Genomic DNA, 16170 nt, shown 5'->3' on the forward strand with positions numbered 1-16170 from the left:
CTCACAACCTGTCTTACGGATACTCAATGACTTCGCGTCCCCTGCCCGATGCTTTCGTGGCCGAACTAACCGACCTGTTCAACCAGCTGGGCGGGCTGCGCTACGGCGAGGACGTCAGCCAGCTGGAGCACGCGCTGCAGACGGCGCACCACGCCCGGATCGACGACGCGCCGCCCGAGCTGGTCGCCGCCGCCCTGCTGCACGATGTCGGCCACCTGATGCAGAAGGTCGGCGAGAACGCCGCCGACCTGGGCATCGACACCCGCCACGAGCAGATCAGCGCCGGCTACCTGGCTCGCGCCTTCGGTCCGGCGGTCACTGAGCCGATCCGCCTGCACGTGGCCGCCAAACGCTACCGGGTGGCGGTGGATCCGGCCTATCTCGAGAACCTCAGCAAGGCGTCATTGCAGAGCCTCGCGCTGCAGGGTGGGTCCATGACCCCCGCCGAGATCGAGACCTTCCTGGCCGATCCATGGGCGCAGGCCGCCTTGCGGCTGCGCGGCTATGACGAAGCCGGCAAGGCGCCGGAGGCCGAGGTCGCGGGGTTTGAGGCCTATCACGATCTTCTCCGCGACCTCATCGAGCGCTCGGGCAAGGCCTGAGGGGTCCCGCGTCCTCCGTCCCGGAAGACGCGGGGGCCTTTCTACCGGGGCGTCTCGCCGCGTTCGATCCGCGCCTCGATCTCGGCCAGCACGGGCTCGAGGCTCGCGACGCTCTCGACGACATAGTGCGCGCCAGCCTCACGTAGCGCCCTGGCAGCGCTCTCGATCCTTGCTGTGCGTTCGGCGGCCGGCAGCATCGCCAGGGCGCTTGCATCGAGGCCGACGCCGTTGCCAGAGGCCGAGAGTCCAATCGTCCAGGCCCCGACCTCCAGTCCCTCCCCGATCCCGACGACTGCGTCGTCGACCTTGACGCAGGCCCGTCCCGGCCAGGCGCCCAGCTCGACCAGCGCCTTCCACATCATCAGCGGCGAAGGCCGTCCCTGCGCCGTCTCGCCGGCGCAAACCACGACGTCGGGCGCGTAACCCTGGCTTGCGGCCAGCGGCAGGATGTCGGCCATCATCGGCCGGGTGTAGCCAGTGGTCGAACCGATCGACACGCCGCGCGCGCGCAGGTCGGCGACGAGTTCGACAGCCCCGGGGATCAGCGTGGCGCAGTCCCGGGCGGCCGCGCGCATCTTCGGCTCGACGGCGTCGTGCAAGCGATCGACGTCGGCCTCCGTCGAGGCCTCGCCATGAGCCGCGCGCCAGGCGGCGGCGATGCGCGGCATGGCCAGCAGGGCCCGCACATGGTCGCGCTTGGCCTTGCCCATATCGGCCCGCGCCTCGGATTCCTGGATCTCGATCCCCGCCTCGGCGAAGACCTCGCTCAGCGCTTTAACCGGCGCACGGCAGCCGAAGTCGACCATGGTACCGGCCCAGTCGAAGACTACGGCCTGGATGGGGCTGTTGTTCATGTGGCGGCTCCGGGTTGAGGCAAGTCGTAGAGATCCGCCAGCACCTCTTCGGCCAGGCCGAAGGCGGTCGAAGCGCCCGTGCCGCCGGTCACCACCACCAGGCGGACGCCGGGCATGGGGGTTTCGATCAGACTGTGGCCCGCCGCTGAAGCGTAGGTTCCTGTCCAGCGTTCCAGCACCGCCGGGGGCGCCTGGCCGAACACCCCGGCAAATTCATCGAGGATCAGGGCGTCGACATCATCGTGGGCGAACGGGTCGGGCGTCTGGGCGTAGTGATGGCTGTCGCCGACCACCAGTGAGCCGTCGGCGCTCTGCACGACGATCAGGTGGACGCCATGCTTAAGGTGCGGGGCCTGCTCGGCGCGCAGCCGCTCCAGCAGCGGTCCAGCCTGCGGCAGGTCGGCATAGCCCTGGTAGCGGACAAGGCCAAGGTCAGACATGACCGGCGCCGGCAGACTCCAGCCCGGATCGGCCAGGCGAAGCATCTGGAGCTTGCAGCGTGTAACGTCGGCGCGGGCGAAGCTCTCGGGAAACAGGGTAATCAGGTCGTCGCCCGGGCACACCACGATGCTCTCGGCGCGGACCAAACCGACAGAAGTCTCCAGCCGTCCGGGCTCCACGCTCCGCACCGCCGCGCCCCGCAGGAACGTCACGCCGTGTGCGGCCTCCAGCCAGGCGGCCAGTCGTGGAATGGCGGTGCGGGACTCAACGCGCAGGTCCACGCTGCTGGTCAGGGCGCCCAGCACATCGCCTTGCCCCGGCAGTCGATCGCCGAGCTCGGCGGCGTCCCGCCAGGCGCAGCCCTCTCCCATCTCGGTCTCGAGGAAGGCCTGCAGCACAGCCTTGGCCTCCGGACGGCGGGCGACCATGGTCAGGCCCCGCTGCAGCACCGCGATGCCGGCTGGGCCTGCGACCTCGTCCCAGATCTGCGCGGAGCGTCGGGCGCGTCTCCACACAGCGCCGCGCGACTGTCCCGTCACCGTCACGAAGCCGAAATTGCGCACCGAGGCGCCGTTCGCCTGGGCGTCGCGGTCGATGACCACCACACGCTTGCCCAGGCGCGCGGCGGCCAGGGCATGCGCCAGGCCCACGACGCCGGCGCCGACCACTGCAAGATCGAAGGTCTGTTCCAAATGATGTTCCAAAGGTCAGGGGTTCAATCTGGCGCGCCCGTCGGCCTGCGGCGTGACGTCTTCCGCGACCAGGTGCTGCAGCACGCGTTTTTCCAGCACCAGAAGCGCGCTGGCGTCGTTGGTGCGCATGACCAGCCCCTCCGCGAGCGGCCTGGCCGCCTCGTGCACGGCGCGACCCAGGCGCAGGAAGTCAGGCCGCCCCCGCCCGCCTACGCCATGCAGTGCGCAGAGCTGACGCCAGTCTTGCACGAAGCTCTCCAGCAGCAGGCTGAACCGCACGGCGCGTGTCCTGGCTTCGGCGGTATCCGTGGCGACCGCCAGTTCCGCGCGCAGGTCATCGACCAGCCCTTGCACCTCGGCGGCAGGCATGACCGGCGAGCGCTGGTCGCCCTCGGTCAGCAGTGTCGAACTGGCGCCGGGATCCCATTTCACGGTCCGCCATTGTGCGCGTGGCGGCGCCTGCCCGCAGGCGAACTGCCAGAACGCCGCCGTACCGCTGGTGTCCGCGACCAGATGGATGCGCTCGGCGTTGGACCCGTTCTCGACATGGTGCCGGCGCCAGTTATCGAAGATCCAGGCTTCGCCCGCGGCCATGTGCACCGCCTGACCATCGCAGTGAAAGAGCACCTCCGGTCGGGTGAAGATCGGGATGTGGACCCGCACTCTCGTATGCCAATGGTAGTTGATGTCAGCGTGTTCGGGGACGCCCACGCCCGGCGCGAGACGCATCAGTCGCGACCGGCTCCAGACCACGCCAAAGCCCGCAAGGGCCTGGCGAAGATAAGGCATCGCCTCAAGCCAGCGGGTCGGCAGCATCTGTCCATGGACGGAATCCGTCTCGTCGCCACCGGCGCTGATCAACCGCGCCGCGCTGTTGCCGGGCACCTGATCGGGGTGTGCGATCCAGGCCTCGGGCGGCAAGGCCGCGACCTCGGCCTGCAGACACGCGACGTCGAAAAGCAGGGGAAGCTGAAAGAAGGGGCGCGATAGCCGCATGGTCAGTCCCTGTACCGCGTCAAGGCATCACCCAGCGCGTCCCGCAACGGCGTGAGCCAGGGTGCGTAATGCCGCCATTGCTCCAGCCCCTCCCGTCCGATGGGCTGGCGCACCTGCTCGGAACTGGGCGTGCGCACACTGCGTCGGGTCTCGTGGAAGGCCAGGCAGGCCGGCTCGAAGGGCAGTCCGCAATGCTCCAGCATCCGCCGAACGCTCCCTTCAAGATCCTCGACCACGTCCTCGTACGGCGCCCTGAGCACCCGGCCCGGCAGCACCTCGTCCCAGTGTCGCATGAGGTCGAGATAGGTGCGGTAGTGACGCGCGACATGATCGACGCCGTAGGTGAATTCCTGATTGGCGCCCCCGAACAGCTGCTTGAGATTGCTGAAGCAGCACGCCATGGGCTCGCGCCGCACATCAATGATGATCGAGCGCGGCAGGATCAGCTGGATCAGGCCGATGTGCCAGAAGTTGTTCGGCATCTTGTCGATGAAGAACGGCCGGTTCAGCCTGCGGTAGGTGCGGGTTTCGGCCAGGAAGCGCTCACCCAGCGTACGGGCCTCTACCGCGGTCAGGCGCAAGAGCGCCTCGGGTTGAAGCGGCAGGCCGCAATCCGGATCCCGGCCGCAGAGTTCGCCGACATAGCGGTCGATTTCGGTTAGTTCCTGGGTGCCTTCCACGCGGGAATGTGAGGCCAGGATCTGCTCGATCAGGGTCGAGCCCGAACGCGGCAAGCCGAGAATAAAGATGGGCGCCGCGTCGGCAACGCCCCAACCATCGCGCGCGGCGAAGAATTCAGCGGTGAAGACCGCCTTCAGTCGAAGGGCGCAGGATTCCGCGGCGTCCGGGCGGTAGCGGCTGGTGAGGCGCCGCACCGCGTTTCCACGATCATAATACTGCCACGACGCCGCATAGTCGCCCCGGTCCTCCAGCGCCTTGCCCAAGGTGAAACACAGATAGACCTGGTCCATGTCGAGGACGCCTGGCCGCTCCAGCGCGACGCGTAGGCGTGCGATGTCATCGTCCGTGAAGCGATAGGTCTTGAGGTTGGCGAGGCTGAACCAGGCCACGCCATTATCCGGCCTGGCCATCAGGGACGCGCGATAGTTCGCAATGGCTTCCTGGGGCCGGCCTGAGATCTTCAGGGCGTTCGCCCGCCACAGGCGCAAGTCAGCGACCTCGGCTCCCGTTTTAGGCTGGCCGGCCAGCAGCCTCTCATAGAGATCGATCACCGGCTCATGATCGCCCAGGCCGATACAGGCCGCGCCATACAGCTTGAGGCATTCGCGGTTGTCCGGGTCGTTTCCGAGCAGACGCTCGGCCTCCTGCCGCGCCTGCAGATGCTTCTGCTGCTGCAGAAGCACCATGGCGTAGTCGAGGCGCGCGGCGTGGTAGTCTGGCGCCCGTTCGAGAACCAATTTCAGCAACGCCTCGGCCTCGTCGGGCGCATCGCGCGCCTTCCGGACACGCGCCAGCAGCCGCAAGGCGCCAAGGTTCTCAGGATCCTTGCGCAGGTACTCCCGGATGACCTCCTCCGCTGACGGAAAGTCGTCGTCGGCCAGCAGACTGTTGGCCACCACCACCTCAGAAGGCAGCTGTTTCAGCGTGGCCAGATGCTGCGCCGCCGCGGCCGCCTGGGCAGCGTCGCCCTCGCGGCGGTAAAGCTGTTCCAGCATGTCCCAGCTCGCCGGCAGGGTCGGGTTGAGGCGCACAGCCTCCCGCAGCGCGGCGATGGCCGCCGGGCCGTCGCGAAGCAGGACATGGCAGTGGCCGCGCTCCTGAAAGAGGCGACTGAACCGGGGATAAAGCACCTGCAGCCGCGCGAGGGTGGCCAGGGCTTCCGGGATCTGTTGCCGGGCGCGCAGATCCCGCGCCTCCTGGAGCAGGGTGTCGCGATCGCTGGAACCGACAGCCCTCACCGCGCCGCGCCGCCCAGCAGAAACGGCTCCAGCCAGGTCGGCTCCGGCTGGTCGGCGTCGTAATACTCGAAGATCAGGTGGATGCGGTCGGTGTCGCCATCGTTGCGCACCCAGTGAGGGCCAAGGTTATCGACCTCCACCGCCTCGCCCTGCGGAAAATGGTGCTCGCCGCCGCCGAAGAAGCACACCACCCTGGGATTGGTCGACAACGGCACGTGGATCTTGTGCGGCCACTTCGCCGCGGGATTGGCGTCGATGTGCGGGTGGATCACCCCGCCCGGCGGCATCCTCGCCAGCATCACCCGGGGGAAAACGCCGCGCGCATAGCCATAGTCGCGGACGGCCTGCTCCAGCACCGGCTCCAGCAATTCGCGCCATTGAGGCCAGGCCGCGCGATCATGCGAACCGCGCCAGTCGCGAGGGCTGTCGATGAAGCGAAAGACGATGTGACGCGTGGCGTCCAGCACCTCGAACCTGTTGGGCTTGCTGGCGTTTTCCGTCTCCCATACGTCCTCGGGGATCGCCAGCACGGCAACCCGAAGGGCCGTGATGTCGACCCGTCCAAGCTTGCAGACGCCAGCGGTCTTGCGCGGATTGGCGACGGGTTCCAGAGGGACGGCGGTCATCGCAGGCCTTCGAAGGTGTAGCCGAACAGTTCCAGGTCTTGCGCATAGCGCGCTGCGACCCCGTCGATCAGAGCCTGGTCATAATAGTGGCGATGATCGTTATGCTTGCTGCCGTTGACCCGATCGAGCGGGCGGGAGGCGATGCCAATGCGTGCGCAGATCGCATCATAAGAGGCCTGCATGTCTTCGACGCGTCCGATGGCGTCGGTCAGGAGAGTCTTGCCGTCCTCAGCCACCAGCAGCGAAGCCTGCGGCTGGAACAGGATATGCTGCTCCGGCGGCTCCACGAACAAGAAGTGGCGCATCGCCTCGCGCGGCTGTTGCTGAAAGACCTCGCCGCCCCGCAGCATGAAAGCGCAGTACGAAACGAAGCGGTCGAAGGGATTACGCACGAAGGCGAACTTGAAATAGTCGGTGAAGGCCTCTTCGCCGAGATAGGGCCGCACCTGCCGCAATGAGAGGTGGCCGTGCCGGATCGCCGCCAGATCTTCCCACGGGAACCGCTTGTCGACGAATAGCCCCACCTGCTCGACATCCTCGTCGCCCAGCTGCTCGCGCAGGGCCTGCCGCACGGAATGCGTGCCGGTCTTGGGCACTGCGGCGAAGATGAAGCGGTGGCGATGGGAAACAATCACGTTTCAGAAAACCCGAAAAAGCGCCCCGCCACGAGGGTGGCGGGGCGCATAGTCTAAAATAGTCAGTCGTCTAGAACTTGTAGCTCAGTCCCAGCATGTAGGTTTTGCCGCTCTGGGTCTGGTTATAGAGATACTCGTTCTGACCCCAGAACTGAGTGTCCTTCTGGTTGGTCAGATTGATCGCATCCAGCGTGACCTGCAGCTTTTCGGTGATGTTCACGAAGGCCGCGGCGTCCACATAGGTAGACCCCTGGAAGCCTCGCGTGCTCGCGCTCATGACCGAGTCGTTGCGCCCGGAGTACCAGCGGTCACGTTGGCTCACCGAAGCGCGGGCGCCCCAGGTCTCGGTCTCATAGTAGATCGTGGCGTTGTAACTGGTCTTCGAAATGCCGGTAAGCTCCGGAGGGGTGTCAACATAGGTGTAGTTGGCGACCACACCCAGGTTGTCGAAGGGCGCCGGTAGGAACGACAACTGGGTCTGCGCGGCCAGTTCGACACCGGTCAGCTTCTTCTTGCCGGGGACGTTGATCGGCATCGAGAATTCCGAAACGATTGTGCTGTCCTTGGCGCCCGGGATCGTGCCGGATGGCACGCCCGTCTGGCTGAAGGGGACGTTCTCGAGGGTCAGCGAACCGATGAAGTTCGTGATGTTCTTCTGGAACACGCCCGCCGAAAGCAGGCCCGCCTTGCCGAAATAGTACTCCACCGCCAGATCCAGCGTGTTGTCCTTGTAAGGCTCAAGGTTCGGATTGCCGCGCGACGCCGTGATCTTGCAATCATTGGAGCCGTTCGCGGCGATCGTGCAGGGCTCGTTGCCCTGGAACGCGCTGCCCTTGGCGGCCATGGAGCCCAGGCCAGGACGGTTCAGGTTCTGCGTGGCGGAGAAGCGCACCAGAACGTCCGGCGTCATCTCCAGCACCGTATTCAGCGACGGCAAGACGCCCGAATAGCTGCCTTCCACGTCCGTCGTGCCCAGGTAGGCATAGCTGTCGCCCTGGATCCAGCCGGTGCTGTGGGTGTCGGTCTGGTAGCCGCGCAGGCCGATATTGCCGCGGAAACGCTTGCCGAAGAGCTCGCTGTCCCAATCCGCCTGCACGTACTCGGACACGGTCTCTTCCGTGGTTTCGTAGACGTTCTCGATATCCTGGAGCGCGCCGCCCGTGCCGTCCTTGTTGGGACCGAACCGGTGGTACTCGTTGTACTTCGCGAAGGCCTTCGCGTAGTCGCCGATCAACCACGAACCAAAGCTGTTGGTGAACACCGAGGTGACATCGGCGACCGACGTTCCACGCATCTTCGACCGGGTCCCATTGACGTTGTCGTCATAGAACAGGTCGATGCCGCCCTGCGAGAACTTGTGATAGGCGGCGCCGGCGCGCAGCGTCCACACGTCGGACAGTTCATAGCGGGCGTTCAGCACGCCCTCGTGCAGCTCCGATTTATTGTTGAAGCCGCGATAGTAGAACGAGTCCATGGCGTAGTTGGCGGGGTTGGTCGTATCCCAGTTCGGATACTGGAACGACGCCGACTGGCCGTCAGCACCATAGTTGGCGATCAGGTTGCCCTTGGCGCGCATATAGAGCTTGTCGTCATAGGGCGTCTTGTAGGTCGACTTCTCATAGCCGACGTGTCCGTCGATCGTCAGACGATCAGACAGGTCCCACTTGCCGGTCAGCGCGACCTGATCGAAGCGGTTTTCATTAAGCGACCGGCGGTGCTCGCTGCCGAAGGTCGTGCCCGTGACGTCCGTCATGGTGACGTAGTTGCTGCTGTCCCAGGCCAGGTTGTTGATCACCGACCCCGTCTGGAACTGACCCGGCCAGACACCGCCGGCCTTGGTGTCGAACGCCACCGAACCCGTCGAGGCAAGCGGACGGGTCGCCAGGTGCATCTCGTCGCGGCGGGTGGTGAACTCGCCGTGCAGCACATCAAGCGTCAGCAGCAGGTTGTCCACCGGCCTCCACTGAACCGCACCGGTCAGGCCCAGGCGCTCCATCTTCGAGTCCCAGGAGGAGACCCGGTTGCCGTCAGCAAAGTACAGGTCGCCGGACAGGAACTTGGCCTGCTGAGCGGCGCTCAGCTTCGAGATATCCAGGCCCTTGCCGACAAGACCCTGCAGGGTCGACGCGCTGGGGTGAGAGTAGTTATAGGTATTGTGGCCTTGTTCAGTGGTCTCCCGCTTGCTGTAGGCGACCGAGACGGCCACGCCGAACTTGTCATCCCAGTTGTGGCTGAACAGAGCGGCGATGCGCGGCTGCGCGTCCTTGGTGTATTGGTTGGTGCCCAGCTTCAGCGATACAGCGCCCTTGGAGCCCGGCTTGTAGTCGAACGGCTTGCCGGTAAACAGGCCGACCGTACCGGCCATGCCGCCCTCGTTCTGGGCGGCTTCGAAGGTCTTTTCGACTTCCACCTTCGAGAACAGTTCCGAAGCGAAGATGTTGAAGTCGAAGGCGCGGTCGCGCGAGCGCTGACCGCGGCTATCCTGCGCGGAGTCAACGTTACCCAGCACTTCCATGCCGTTGAGCTGCACGCGGGCGAAATCGGGACCCAGGCCGCGCAGCGAGATCCGCCGTCCCTCACCCGCTTCGCGCGTGATCTGGACACCCGGCAGGCGCTGAAGCGATTCGGCCAGGTTCAGTTCCGGGAACTTCGCCATGTCTTCGGCGACAATCGCGTCTTTCTGGATGACCGCGTCCCGCTTGAGCTTGCGGGCGTCGCTGAGCGACTTGCGGAAGCCCGTGACGACGACCTCGTCGACCACATCGCCGGACGCCTGGGCGCCGGAGGTCTGCTGCGCGAGAGCAACCGATGAACTGGCGCCGACGACCATCGCGGAAACGGTGGCCAGCAAAAGATTCTTGAGGTTCGGGCGCGTGGCTCGAACAGGATTTAGCTTCGACATAGGTCTTCCCCTGCCCCAACTGGTATGGACCAGGCGCTTAAAGCAGCTTGCGACAACATCTCCGTGACAGTTGCCGCTCGAGAGGCAGGAAAATCGGTTAGCCCTGCCCTGCTTTCGGAAAATTTGGGGTGGAGAAGGGAGATTGGCGGCTGCCAGTCATGGCGCTCGCGGGTGTGGTCGAGCCCCGCAGCAACTAGGTTCCGGCGAATTTCGATTTATCAGAAACGGATTTCAGCCGCTGATATCCGGCCGCCATGGCCATCAAGAGCCAGCACACAGTCGGTCCGTCATAAATCTAGATCGGCTAGGTACGGCGCACGGGGATACCGTCGGGAGGAGACGTACAACGTGGAAACGTCCGGGTACCGTCAAATTGCCAGATCTGGACTATACCAAAAAAAGCAGTCCAGCTTGTCTCTTGGAACCGACGGCCATCCGGCCGACAATGCTACGATCGGTCGGCTTGCCGGCTTTCAGGATTGGCGCTTAACCGAAGCTGGGACGAAGTCGCCTGCGGCCCCAGTGACGAAAGTCACGGCTTCTCGGTGTTCAACGCATCTTTGATCATTCGATTGGCCGCATCGAATCGGCTTTCGCCAAGGCCGGTGCTCTGACATGGCGCGCCGTCGGCTCCGGTCTCGCGCGCCATCGATTCTGCGGCGGCCTCATCGATCGCGCGCCTAAGTTCGGCGAGCCGTCTGTCGGCGCCGGCCATGATGGCCCAGAAGGTATTGTCCTGCGTCGACAGGTCCCGCTCGGCGCTGGCATCGGGCCCCAGCCCATCAGAGGAGCCTGCCGCCTGCGCCGAGGGGAGGCTTTCGTCGCCGCCCCCGATAAGGCTCTTTGCGTGGGCCAAGATCGCTCCAGGAATCTTGAACAGCGAGAGACTAGGCAACGGCCTGGACCTTTCGTTGACAGTCCAGGATCGCAGAACAGGTGAAGGCCACGACCCTGTCAGTCAGGCAGGAGACCTCGTCTTCAGCGAAACCCTGATCGCGGGCCCAGATCTTCACGGCATGCTTCAGGATGGTTGCCGCGGGGTCGGAGGCGAACGTGTCGGAAGCGGCGTCTTGGGTGATCGGCGGTACCTTGAGGGCGGCTGCGTCCAGAGACATGGGGAGGTTCCTGATACAACGGGGAGGAGCGCGTTTCGTCGGCGACGCGACTGGAGAGATGCTCAGGGAGGTGGACCCGACCGAAGGGGCAGCCGGGTCCGGAGGCGGCGGAAACGGCCTGCGGTGGCAGGCCGAGTGCTATGTAGGTCTTGGCGGCACTCCAACGATGGCGGTCGACAGAGAGGTTCTTGAGCCGCCTGGACTGTCGTCGTCGCGGCCTACGACCGGAAACATGTCTGAGCCTGCGGCGCACGACTGTGCGGATCTGCACATCGTCAGAAATAAAGGCGCCAGTTCATCCTACTGGAGAGGCGGTCAGGCGCGCGTGAGATTGAAGATGGGCGTGGGAGGAAACCCCTTGCGCCCCTGGGTGCGTCCTACATAGCCGCAACGGACGCGGTCGCCGTGAAAGGCCGCCAGCGCGCCGGCCAGAGCCTCACTGACGCAGGCGGAGCCGGGTGCGACATCCGGTTCTATACGCGCGGCGACCACCACGTGGGCGCCGACAAAGGCCGGGGTCCTGGTCAGAGGATTGGTTGTCAGGTGCACCGGTCCATAGTGACCGCCGATTCTGAGACCTAGGCTGCGCGGGAGGCCGAGACTTCGAAGGTCCAGCGCGCGATGGGCTTCCTGCAGCGCCAGGGCGGCGATCGCGGCGGCGATCGGCTGGTCAAAGACAAGGAAAAGGCCGTCACCCCAGGTCTCGACGTGGCGTGGGCGCACGTCGAGCCCCTCCACCACCTTGGCCATCTGCCCCATCACCGCGTCGATGAAGGCCGGAATCTGGTCGTCGCGCAGGGCTCCAAACCCCTTTACGTCGGCGAAGAGCATCGCCTTCATCGCGCGCGAGCGGTGCGCCCCGCCGTCTCGCGCGGAGGGTTCGGACACAGGCGCCGGCGGCGGCCGCCGAACCGGGATAACGACCTGACGGCGCCCCCCCTTAGCCCAATAGGCCAGGTCGACTGCAACCCCCGCAGGTCTGGCGGTTGCATGGCCGTCCCATACCGCCACCTGCAAGGCTTCGGTCGACAGGGTCTGCGCGCGTAACACCGCACACCCCATGGCGATCTGGCTGGCATAGGCGAAAATTTGCTCGTCACCGGCGTAGGGATCTTGCGAAGCGTAGCGCACGGAAGTGGCGCGGGCGAAGCAGCGCTCGAACCGCTCGATCCAACCCGGCCCGAAAGGCGCGACCGACACCGCGACGAAGGATTCCCTGTTCACCGGCAGCACCAAGTGCAGTTCTGCGCCCGCCTCCAGCAGGGCCTCGGCGAACACGATGTCGGCCCCCGCGGCTAGGCCGCCATAGGCGAAGCCGACCCCCTGGTCCCGTACGGTCTGGTCAGCCTGGCCTCGCAGGTCGCTGCCCTGTCCGTCGGTCAGGGCGACCTCGCGCGACGCGTCCAGGATGTGGCCGGTGAAGTGAGCGCAGGCCGGCGGCCGGAAAGCAGAAAGCCACCCAGGATCGACGCCGGTCTCGCGACACAGCATTTCCAGTTGGCGGAGGGTCGAGGCGTGGGCCGCAAAGGCCCGAGGCGCCCTCGTCAGGCCATCGGCCAGCGTCTCGCGCGCCGCCTCAAGCCGGCCCGTTAGGAAAAGCGCCTCAGCCCGGCTGGCGGCTTCGTAGTAGGCCGCCTCACCCGTCAGCCGCGACGGTGGTGAAGCGAGCATGGCGGCCGCGAGAGCCTTTCCACCCGCGCGATCCCCAGCGACGAGCATCATGGTCGCGGCGTTGACCGCGCCATAGAGACCGCCGAAGCGTTGGTGGAGCGCCTGATAGCGGCGGGTCGAGGCCTTGGCGAAGGCCGTCCGACGCAGACCGCGCGCGGCCAAGGCGACATCTTTCAGCAGTCGAGCGCCCAGAGCAATGGCGTCGGGATCATCGTCGACCCGATCCAGCCCGAGGCGCACATATTCGGTTCGCGCGAAATCGACCGCCCCTGCCCTAGCCAGGCAAAGTACGGCCCTGTAGGCGACCTCGCGGGACGCTTCACCCGACTCCAGAGCCGCGCGGGCGATGTCATAGGCGGCGAGGATCTCACCGCGCTGTATCAGCGCGGTGACCTCATCCTTGTCGAAAGTCTGTGGCTTGATCAGGGGACCTTGCCCGCGCCGTTCTCGATCTTCGGATCCAGAGTGATGCCCTGCTCATGCGAGTCGGTCATGAACAGGCTGTATTCGTACTCGCCCATCCGGGTGCATTCGTAGATGATCTTGAAGCACGAATGCGCGGGCAGCGGCGCGCCGAGCCACTGCGTAACCCAGACGTAACTTGAGAAGTTCACCCCGAAATCGTCCTTGATGGAGATTGGCCGACGCTGGAACTTCCAGCCGGCGTCGACGAGGGTGTCGCTGAGCCTGAAGACCAGTTCACAGCGATGACGCAGGTCCAGAGACAGAGGAGTCGGGTTCTCTGGATCGAGAACATTCATGAAGTTTATGCCGTCGGCGATACCGACAAGCAGTTCTATGACGCGGGCGGGTGTTGGCTCTGTCACTTTTAGTCCCCTTGATCTGAAGCCCCAGCTAGTAGCGACTCTTTCCAGAATGCAAGAAAGCCGGGATGGGCGTAGCCGCGCGCCTTGAGATCTCGAACAATCGCGTTGGCTAGGTCTTGCCGCCCTCGGGCAAGGTAGGCGCGGGCCAGAATGTCGAGACCAGCTGGGGAAAGTGATCCGCGTCGCTTCGCCAGCGCCGATATGGCGTCCGCTGGTCGCTCAGTCGCCAGATAGACGACGCCGTAGAGGATAGCCCGCTCCGACACAGCTTCGCGGGAACTCTGGATGACCTCCAGGCGATCCCGCAGCGCCATCGCTAGGCGTCGCGCCAGCCGCAGGTCACCACTGAGACGCGCCAAAAGAATCCCCTGCTGCGCAAGGCGTCCGTCGAGCTCGACGCGCCAAGCCTTGGTCTCGTTCATCGTGCGCAGCTTCGCCAGTATTGCGGCGGCCTGGGCGTGCGCAATGCGCGCCTGAACCGGTTGGCCCGACCAGGCTGCGAGGTCGACGGCGTCCATCTGCCCGATCAGAAGATATTCCAGCCATCGCGCATTGGTCGGGTCCAGGGCCACCAAATCGCGCAAGCCGCGCATGGCGTCGCCCGCACGCGTCCGCGCCTGCGACACTCTCCCCAGATCCAGCTCCAGGCGCGCGAGGGCCAACTGGCTCGCGAGGCTGCTCGCGGCCAACGGCTTGTTTGCGGCGGCCTTCGCCGAGGTCTGGGCCAGAAGGCCCGCCAAGCTCTCGCGCTCGGCGAGTGCTTCACGAGGACGACCCAACTTGACCAGGGAGTCGGCCACCCAGGCGTGCGCGTCCACCGCGTCGAGCAAGCGGTCCTGACTCCCAGGTTCCCGGGCGCGCTCGGCCTCGAAAACAGTCAGAGCGGCGCGGAAGGTCGTCAGCGCCTCCTGCGCCCGCCCCTGCTCAAGCAACAGGGTGCCGAGATTGCTCTTGGCGTAGGCGACCTCCAACCGCCAGTCAGCACGATCCGGGTCGAGCTCAACGAGGGCCTGGGCCAACTCACCATACCGCTTAAAGCCGCGCTCGGCTCCGATGGCGTTTCCCTGACGCCATTCCATGTAGGCCAGCCAGTAGACATTCTGCGCCTCATCGAAAACCCGCTCGCCGCTACCGGGCGCGCGGATGGCCAGTTCGTGGGTGGTGGCCGCAGCCTGACTAAAGGCGTCGCGAGCGCCCGCCAGGTCACCGCGCTGCTCCCGGATCGTGCCCAGCAGTGTCTGGGCCTTGGCGCGTTGGGACAGGGCCCTGTCGTCAAGCTGGTCGGCGCGAGCCTTGCCATAGTAGTTGAGAACCCTGGCGCCGACGCCGTCCAGGACGTCCAGCCGCCCCACCGGCTCCAACTGCTCGCGCAAGTCGCCCAACATGTAGGCCACGAGGGCCTCGGTCTCATCACGCTGGTCGCGGGCGATCTTGCGCGACTTTAGGGTGGCGATGGTCATGGCCCCCATAGCGATGGTGATCATCAGGGCCACGGTAGTGAAGACCGCCATCAGCCGCACGCCGCGGCGAGCGTCGCGCTGGACCAGTTGGTCGAGGCTGACGTCAAGAAGCCTCGCCGCGATCTTTAAACGCGACAGCCTTGGCCCATCGCCGCCGCGCCGCGGATCCACGGCCAACGGCTCGACACCTGGCGGCAGCGCCGCGCGCAAGGCCGGTGGCAAGATCTCGATCAGCGACGCTCCCGTCGGCGTCGTCGGCGCAATGACACAGATGATCTGGCCCAGCCCGTGGATCTTCAGAAAATACGCCACCTCCTGATCCACCCAGTGCGAGCTCGCCGAGGCAGCGGAGCAAAGCACGATCAGGGCGTCCGACCGGTCCAACGCGTCACGGATGACCTCTCCAAGGTCCGACGAAGCACTAAGCTCGTCGCGGTCTCGGAAGATCGGCGTCAGCCTCAATGAGGGCGCGCCACCGCCTGTGGTGGGCAAGCCGTGAGGCGCGCGGTAGGTCTCGAGCGCGCGATGAACCCATTCGGCCGCTTTGCGATCGTGATGGCTATAACTGATAAAAGCCCGGTATCGCGGTCGGCTATCCATTCGTCGTCCCCAGATCGACAGTGTAGGAGCGTTCTCGATGGCCGTGATTCCCCCTCCGCCCCCGCTCGCTTCGAGCCATACGCCGATCGCGCCGCCGCCTGAAGGCGACTATCGCGCCAACAGGCTGTTCCGGCACATGGCGCGTGACGAAATCGACGCCCTGGCTCCGCAGATCGAGAGCCTTTACTATCGCAAGGGCGAACTGATCATCCAACGCCTGGATGAGAGCGGCGGCATACTTCTGCTGCTGAAGGGCGCTCTGCTGGCCAATCAGTATGCCCGCTCGGGCCGTGAGGTCGGCTATCGGCGCATTTCAGCGGGAAGCTATTTCGGAGAAATCTCGGCGATCGACTGCCTGCCCCGCTCGGTGAACATCCTGGCGCTGGAAGATGCGCGGGTCGCCCGCCTGCCTCAGCCCCTAATTCAGAGCCTGTTTGAACAATCTCCCCGCTTCATGCGGGCCATTCTGGAAGACCTTGCCAGCCTGACGCGATCGCTGACCGATCGATTGTTCGAACTGAACGCTGTGTCGGTGGCCTGTCGGGTTGATATCGAGCTTCTGCGCATGGCGACCTCTGCGAGTGACGATGGGCGTCAGGCCACAATCAACCCCTGTCCGACCCACGCCGAACTGGCCGTTCTGGTCGGTAGCCAGCGCGAGGCCGTGACGCGCGAACTGAACCGCTTGGCCAGTCTGAAGATTGTCTCGCAGACCGGCCGAACGCTGCGAATTCTCGACCTTCCGGCCCTCGCTGGCGAGATAGAGCGCATCGGCGGCGAACTTTAGTTAAGCTGTGACCCGATCCGCTCAGGACCGGGTCCATTCAAAA

General features: G+C 65.4%; 14 protein-coding genes. 2 read left to right on the forward strand and 12 right to left on the reverse strand.

Annotation, left to right across the window (positions count from 1 at the left end; genetic code table 11):
• The first annotated feature begins 26 nt into the window (after positions 1–26).
• The gene (locus tag ACW17V_RS10215) at positions 27–602 is read left to right on the forward strand and encodes an HD domain-containing protein (protein WP_492108699.1); all 576 of its coding nucleotides are present in this window, start codon (positions 27–29) and stop codon (positions 600–602) included.
• A 41-nt stretch (positions 603–643) separates the two neighbouring features.
• Here the strand turns inward: ACW17V_RS10215 and phnX are convergent, their stop codons facing one another.
• The 12 genes from phnX to ACW17V_RS10275 all read right to left on the reverse strand — a co-directional run bounded on the left by phnX (position 644) and on the right by ACW17V_RS10275 (position 15340).
• Positions 644–1456 carry a phosphonoacetaldehyde hydrolase gene (gene phnX, locus ACW17V_RS10220; RefSeq protein WP_492108700.1) on the reverse strand — a complete coding sequence of 271 codons (813 nt, stop codon included), beginning with the start codon at positions 1454–1456 and terminating at the stop codon, positions 644–646.
• Positions 1453–2589: a TIGR03364 family FAD-dependent oxidoreductase gene (locus ACW17V_RS10225; RefSeq protein WP_492108701.1), complete on the reverse strand. Its 1137-nt coding sequence runs from the start codon at positions 2587–2589 to the stop codon at positions 1453–1455. Before ACW17V_RS10225 ends, phnX begins: the two co-directional genes overlap by 4 nt.
• A 15-nt stretch (positions 2590–2604) precedes the next feature.
• On the reverse strand, positions 2605–3585 hold the full coding sequence (locus ACW17V_RS10230; protein WP_492108702.1) for an aspartyl/asparaginyl beta-hydroxylase domain-containing protein: 981 nt from the start codon (positions 3583–3585) through the stop codon (positions 2605–2607).
• A gap of 2 nt (positions 3586–3587) precedes the next feature.
• Entirely contained in the window at positions 3588–5504 is a 1917-nt protein-coding gene (locus ACW17V_RS10235) for a tetratricopeptide repeat-containing sulfotransferase family protein (protein ID WP_492108703.1), read from the reverse strand.
• Positions 5501–6130, reverse strand: a complete 630-nt coding sequence (locus tag ACW17V_RS10240) for an aspartyl/asparaginyl beta-hydroxylase domain-containing protein (protein ID WP_492108704.1) — start codon at positions 6128–6130, stop codon at positions 5501–5503. The genes ACW17V_RS10235 and ACW17V_RS10240 overlap by 4 nt, the downstream gene beginning before the upstream one ends.
• Entirely contained in the window at positions 6127–6765 is a 639-nt protein-coding gene (locus ACW17V_RS10245) for a sulfotransferase family 2 domain-containing protein (RefSeq protein ID WP_492108705.1), read from the reverse strand. The genes ACW17V_RS10240 and ACW17V_RS10245 overlap by 4 nt, the downstream gene beginning before the upstream one ends.
• Before the next feature lie 70 nt (positions 6766–6835).
• A complete protein-coding gene (locus tag ACW17V_RS10250) occupies positions 6836–9667 on the reverse strand; it encodes a TonB-dependent receptor (RefSeq protein WP_492108706.1) in 2832 nt (943 codons plus the stop codon).
• A gap of 532 nt (positions 9668–10199) precedes the next feature.
• Positions 10200–10523 carry a hypothetical protein gene (locus ACW17V_RS10255; protein WP_492108707.1) on the reverse strand — a complete coding sequence of 108 codons (324 nt, stop codon included), beginning with the start codon at positions 10521–10523 and terminating at the stop codon, positions 10200–10202.
• Positions 10524–10554: 31 nt separating this feature from the next.
• A complete protein-coding gene (locus tag ACW17V_RS10260) occupies positions 10555–10782 on the reverse strand; it encodes a hypothetical protein (RefSeq protein ID WP_492108708.1) in 228 nt (75 codons plus the stop codon).
• Positions 10783–11097: 315 nt separating this feature from the next.
• On the reverse strand, positions 11098–12693 hold the full coding sequence (locus ACW17V_RS10265) for an adenylate/guanylate cyclase domain-containing protein (protein WP_492108709.1): 1596 nt from the start codon (positions 12691–12693) through the stop codon (positions 11098–11100).
• 182 nt (positions 12694–12875) lie between these two features.
• Positions 12876–13280, reverse strand: a complete 405-nt coding sequence (locus ACW17V_RS10270; protein ID WP_492108710.1) for a hypothetical protein — start codon at positions 13278–13280, stop codon at positions 12876–12878.
• A 2-nt stretch (positions 13281–13282) separates the two neighbouring features.
• Entirely contained in the window at positions 13283–15340 is a 2058-nt protein-coding gene (locus ACW17V_RS10275; RefSeq protein ID WP_492108711.1) for a toll/interleukin-1 receptor domain-containing protein, read from the reverse strand.
• Positions 15341–15377: 37 nt separating this feature from the next.
• Between ACW17V_RS10275 and ACW17V_RS10280 the strand changes: the two genes are divergently transcribed.
• Positions 15378–16127 (forward strand): Crp/Fnr family transcriptional regulator, encoded by a 750-nt coding sequence (locus ACW17V_RS10280; protein ID WP_492105050.1) that lies wholly within the window; start codon positions 15378–15380, stop codon positions 16125–16127.
• The last annotated feature ends 43 nt before the right edge of the window (positions 16128–16170 follow it).

This window comes from Caulobacter sp. FV2ye17ST (assembly GCF_058680955.1).

Bases quoted from the DNA above. Each gene is read 5' to 3' on its own strand.
- ACW17V_RS10215 (WP_492108699.1), top strand. From the start codon at position 27: ATGACTTCGCGTCCCCTGCCCGATGCTTTCGTGGCCGAACTAACCGAC.
- phnX (WP_492108700.1), bottom strand. From the start codon at position 1,456: ATGAACAACAGCCCCATCCAGGCCGTAGTCTTCGACTGGGCCGGTACC.
- ACW17V_RS10230 (WP_492108702.1), bottom strand. From the start codon at position 3,585: ATGCGGCTATCGCGCCCCTTCTTTCAGCTTCCCCTGCTTTTCGACGTC.
- ACW17V_RS10240 (WP_492108704.1), bottom strand. From the start codon at position 6,130: ATGACCGCCGTCCCTCTGGAACCCGTCGCCAATCCGCGCAAGACCGCT.
- ACW17V_RS10250 (WP_492108706.1), bottom strand. From the start codon at position 9,667: ATGTCGAAGCTAAATCCTGTTCGAGCCACGCGCCCGAACCTCAAGAAT.
- ACW17V_RS10260 (WP_492108708.1), bottom strand. From the start codon at position 10,782: ATGTCTCTGGACGCAGCCGCCCTCAAGGTACCGCCGATCACCCAAGAC.
- ACW17V_RS10275 (WP_492108711.1), bottom strand. From the start codon at position 15,340: ATGGATAGCCGACCGCGATACCGGGCTTTTATCAGTTATAGCCATCAC.
- ACW17V_RS10280 (WP_492105050.1), top strand. From the start codon at position 15,378: ATGGCCGTGATTCCCCCTCCGCCCCCGCTCGCTTCGAGCCATACGCCG.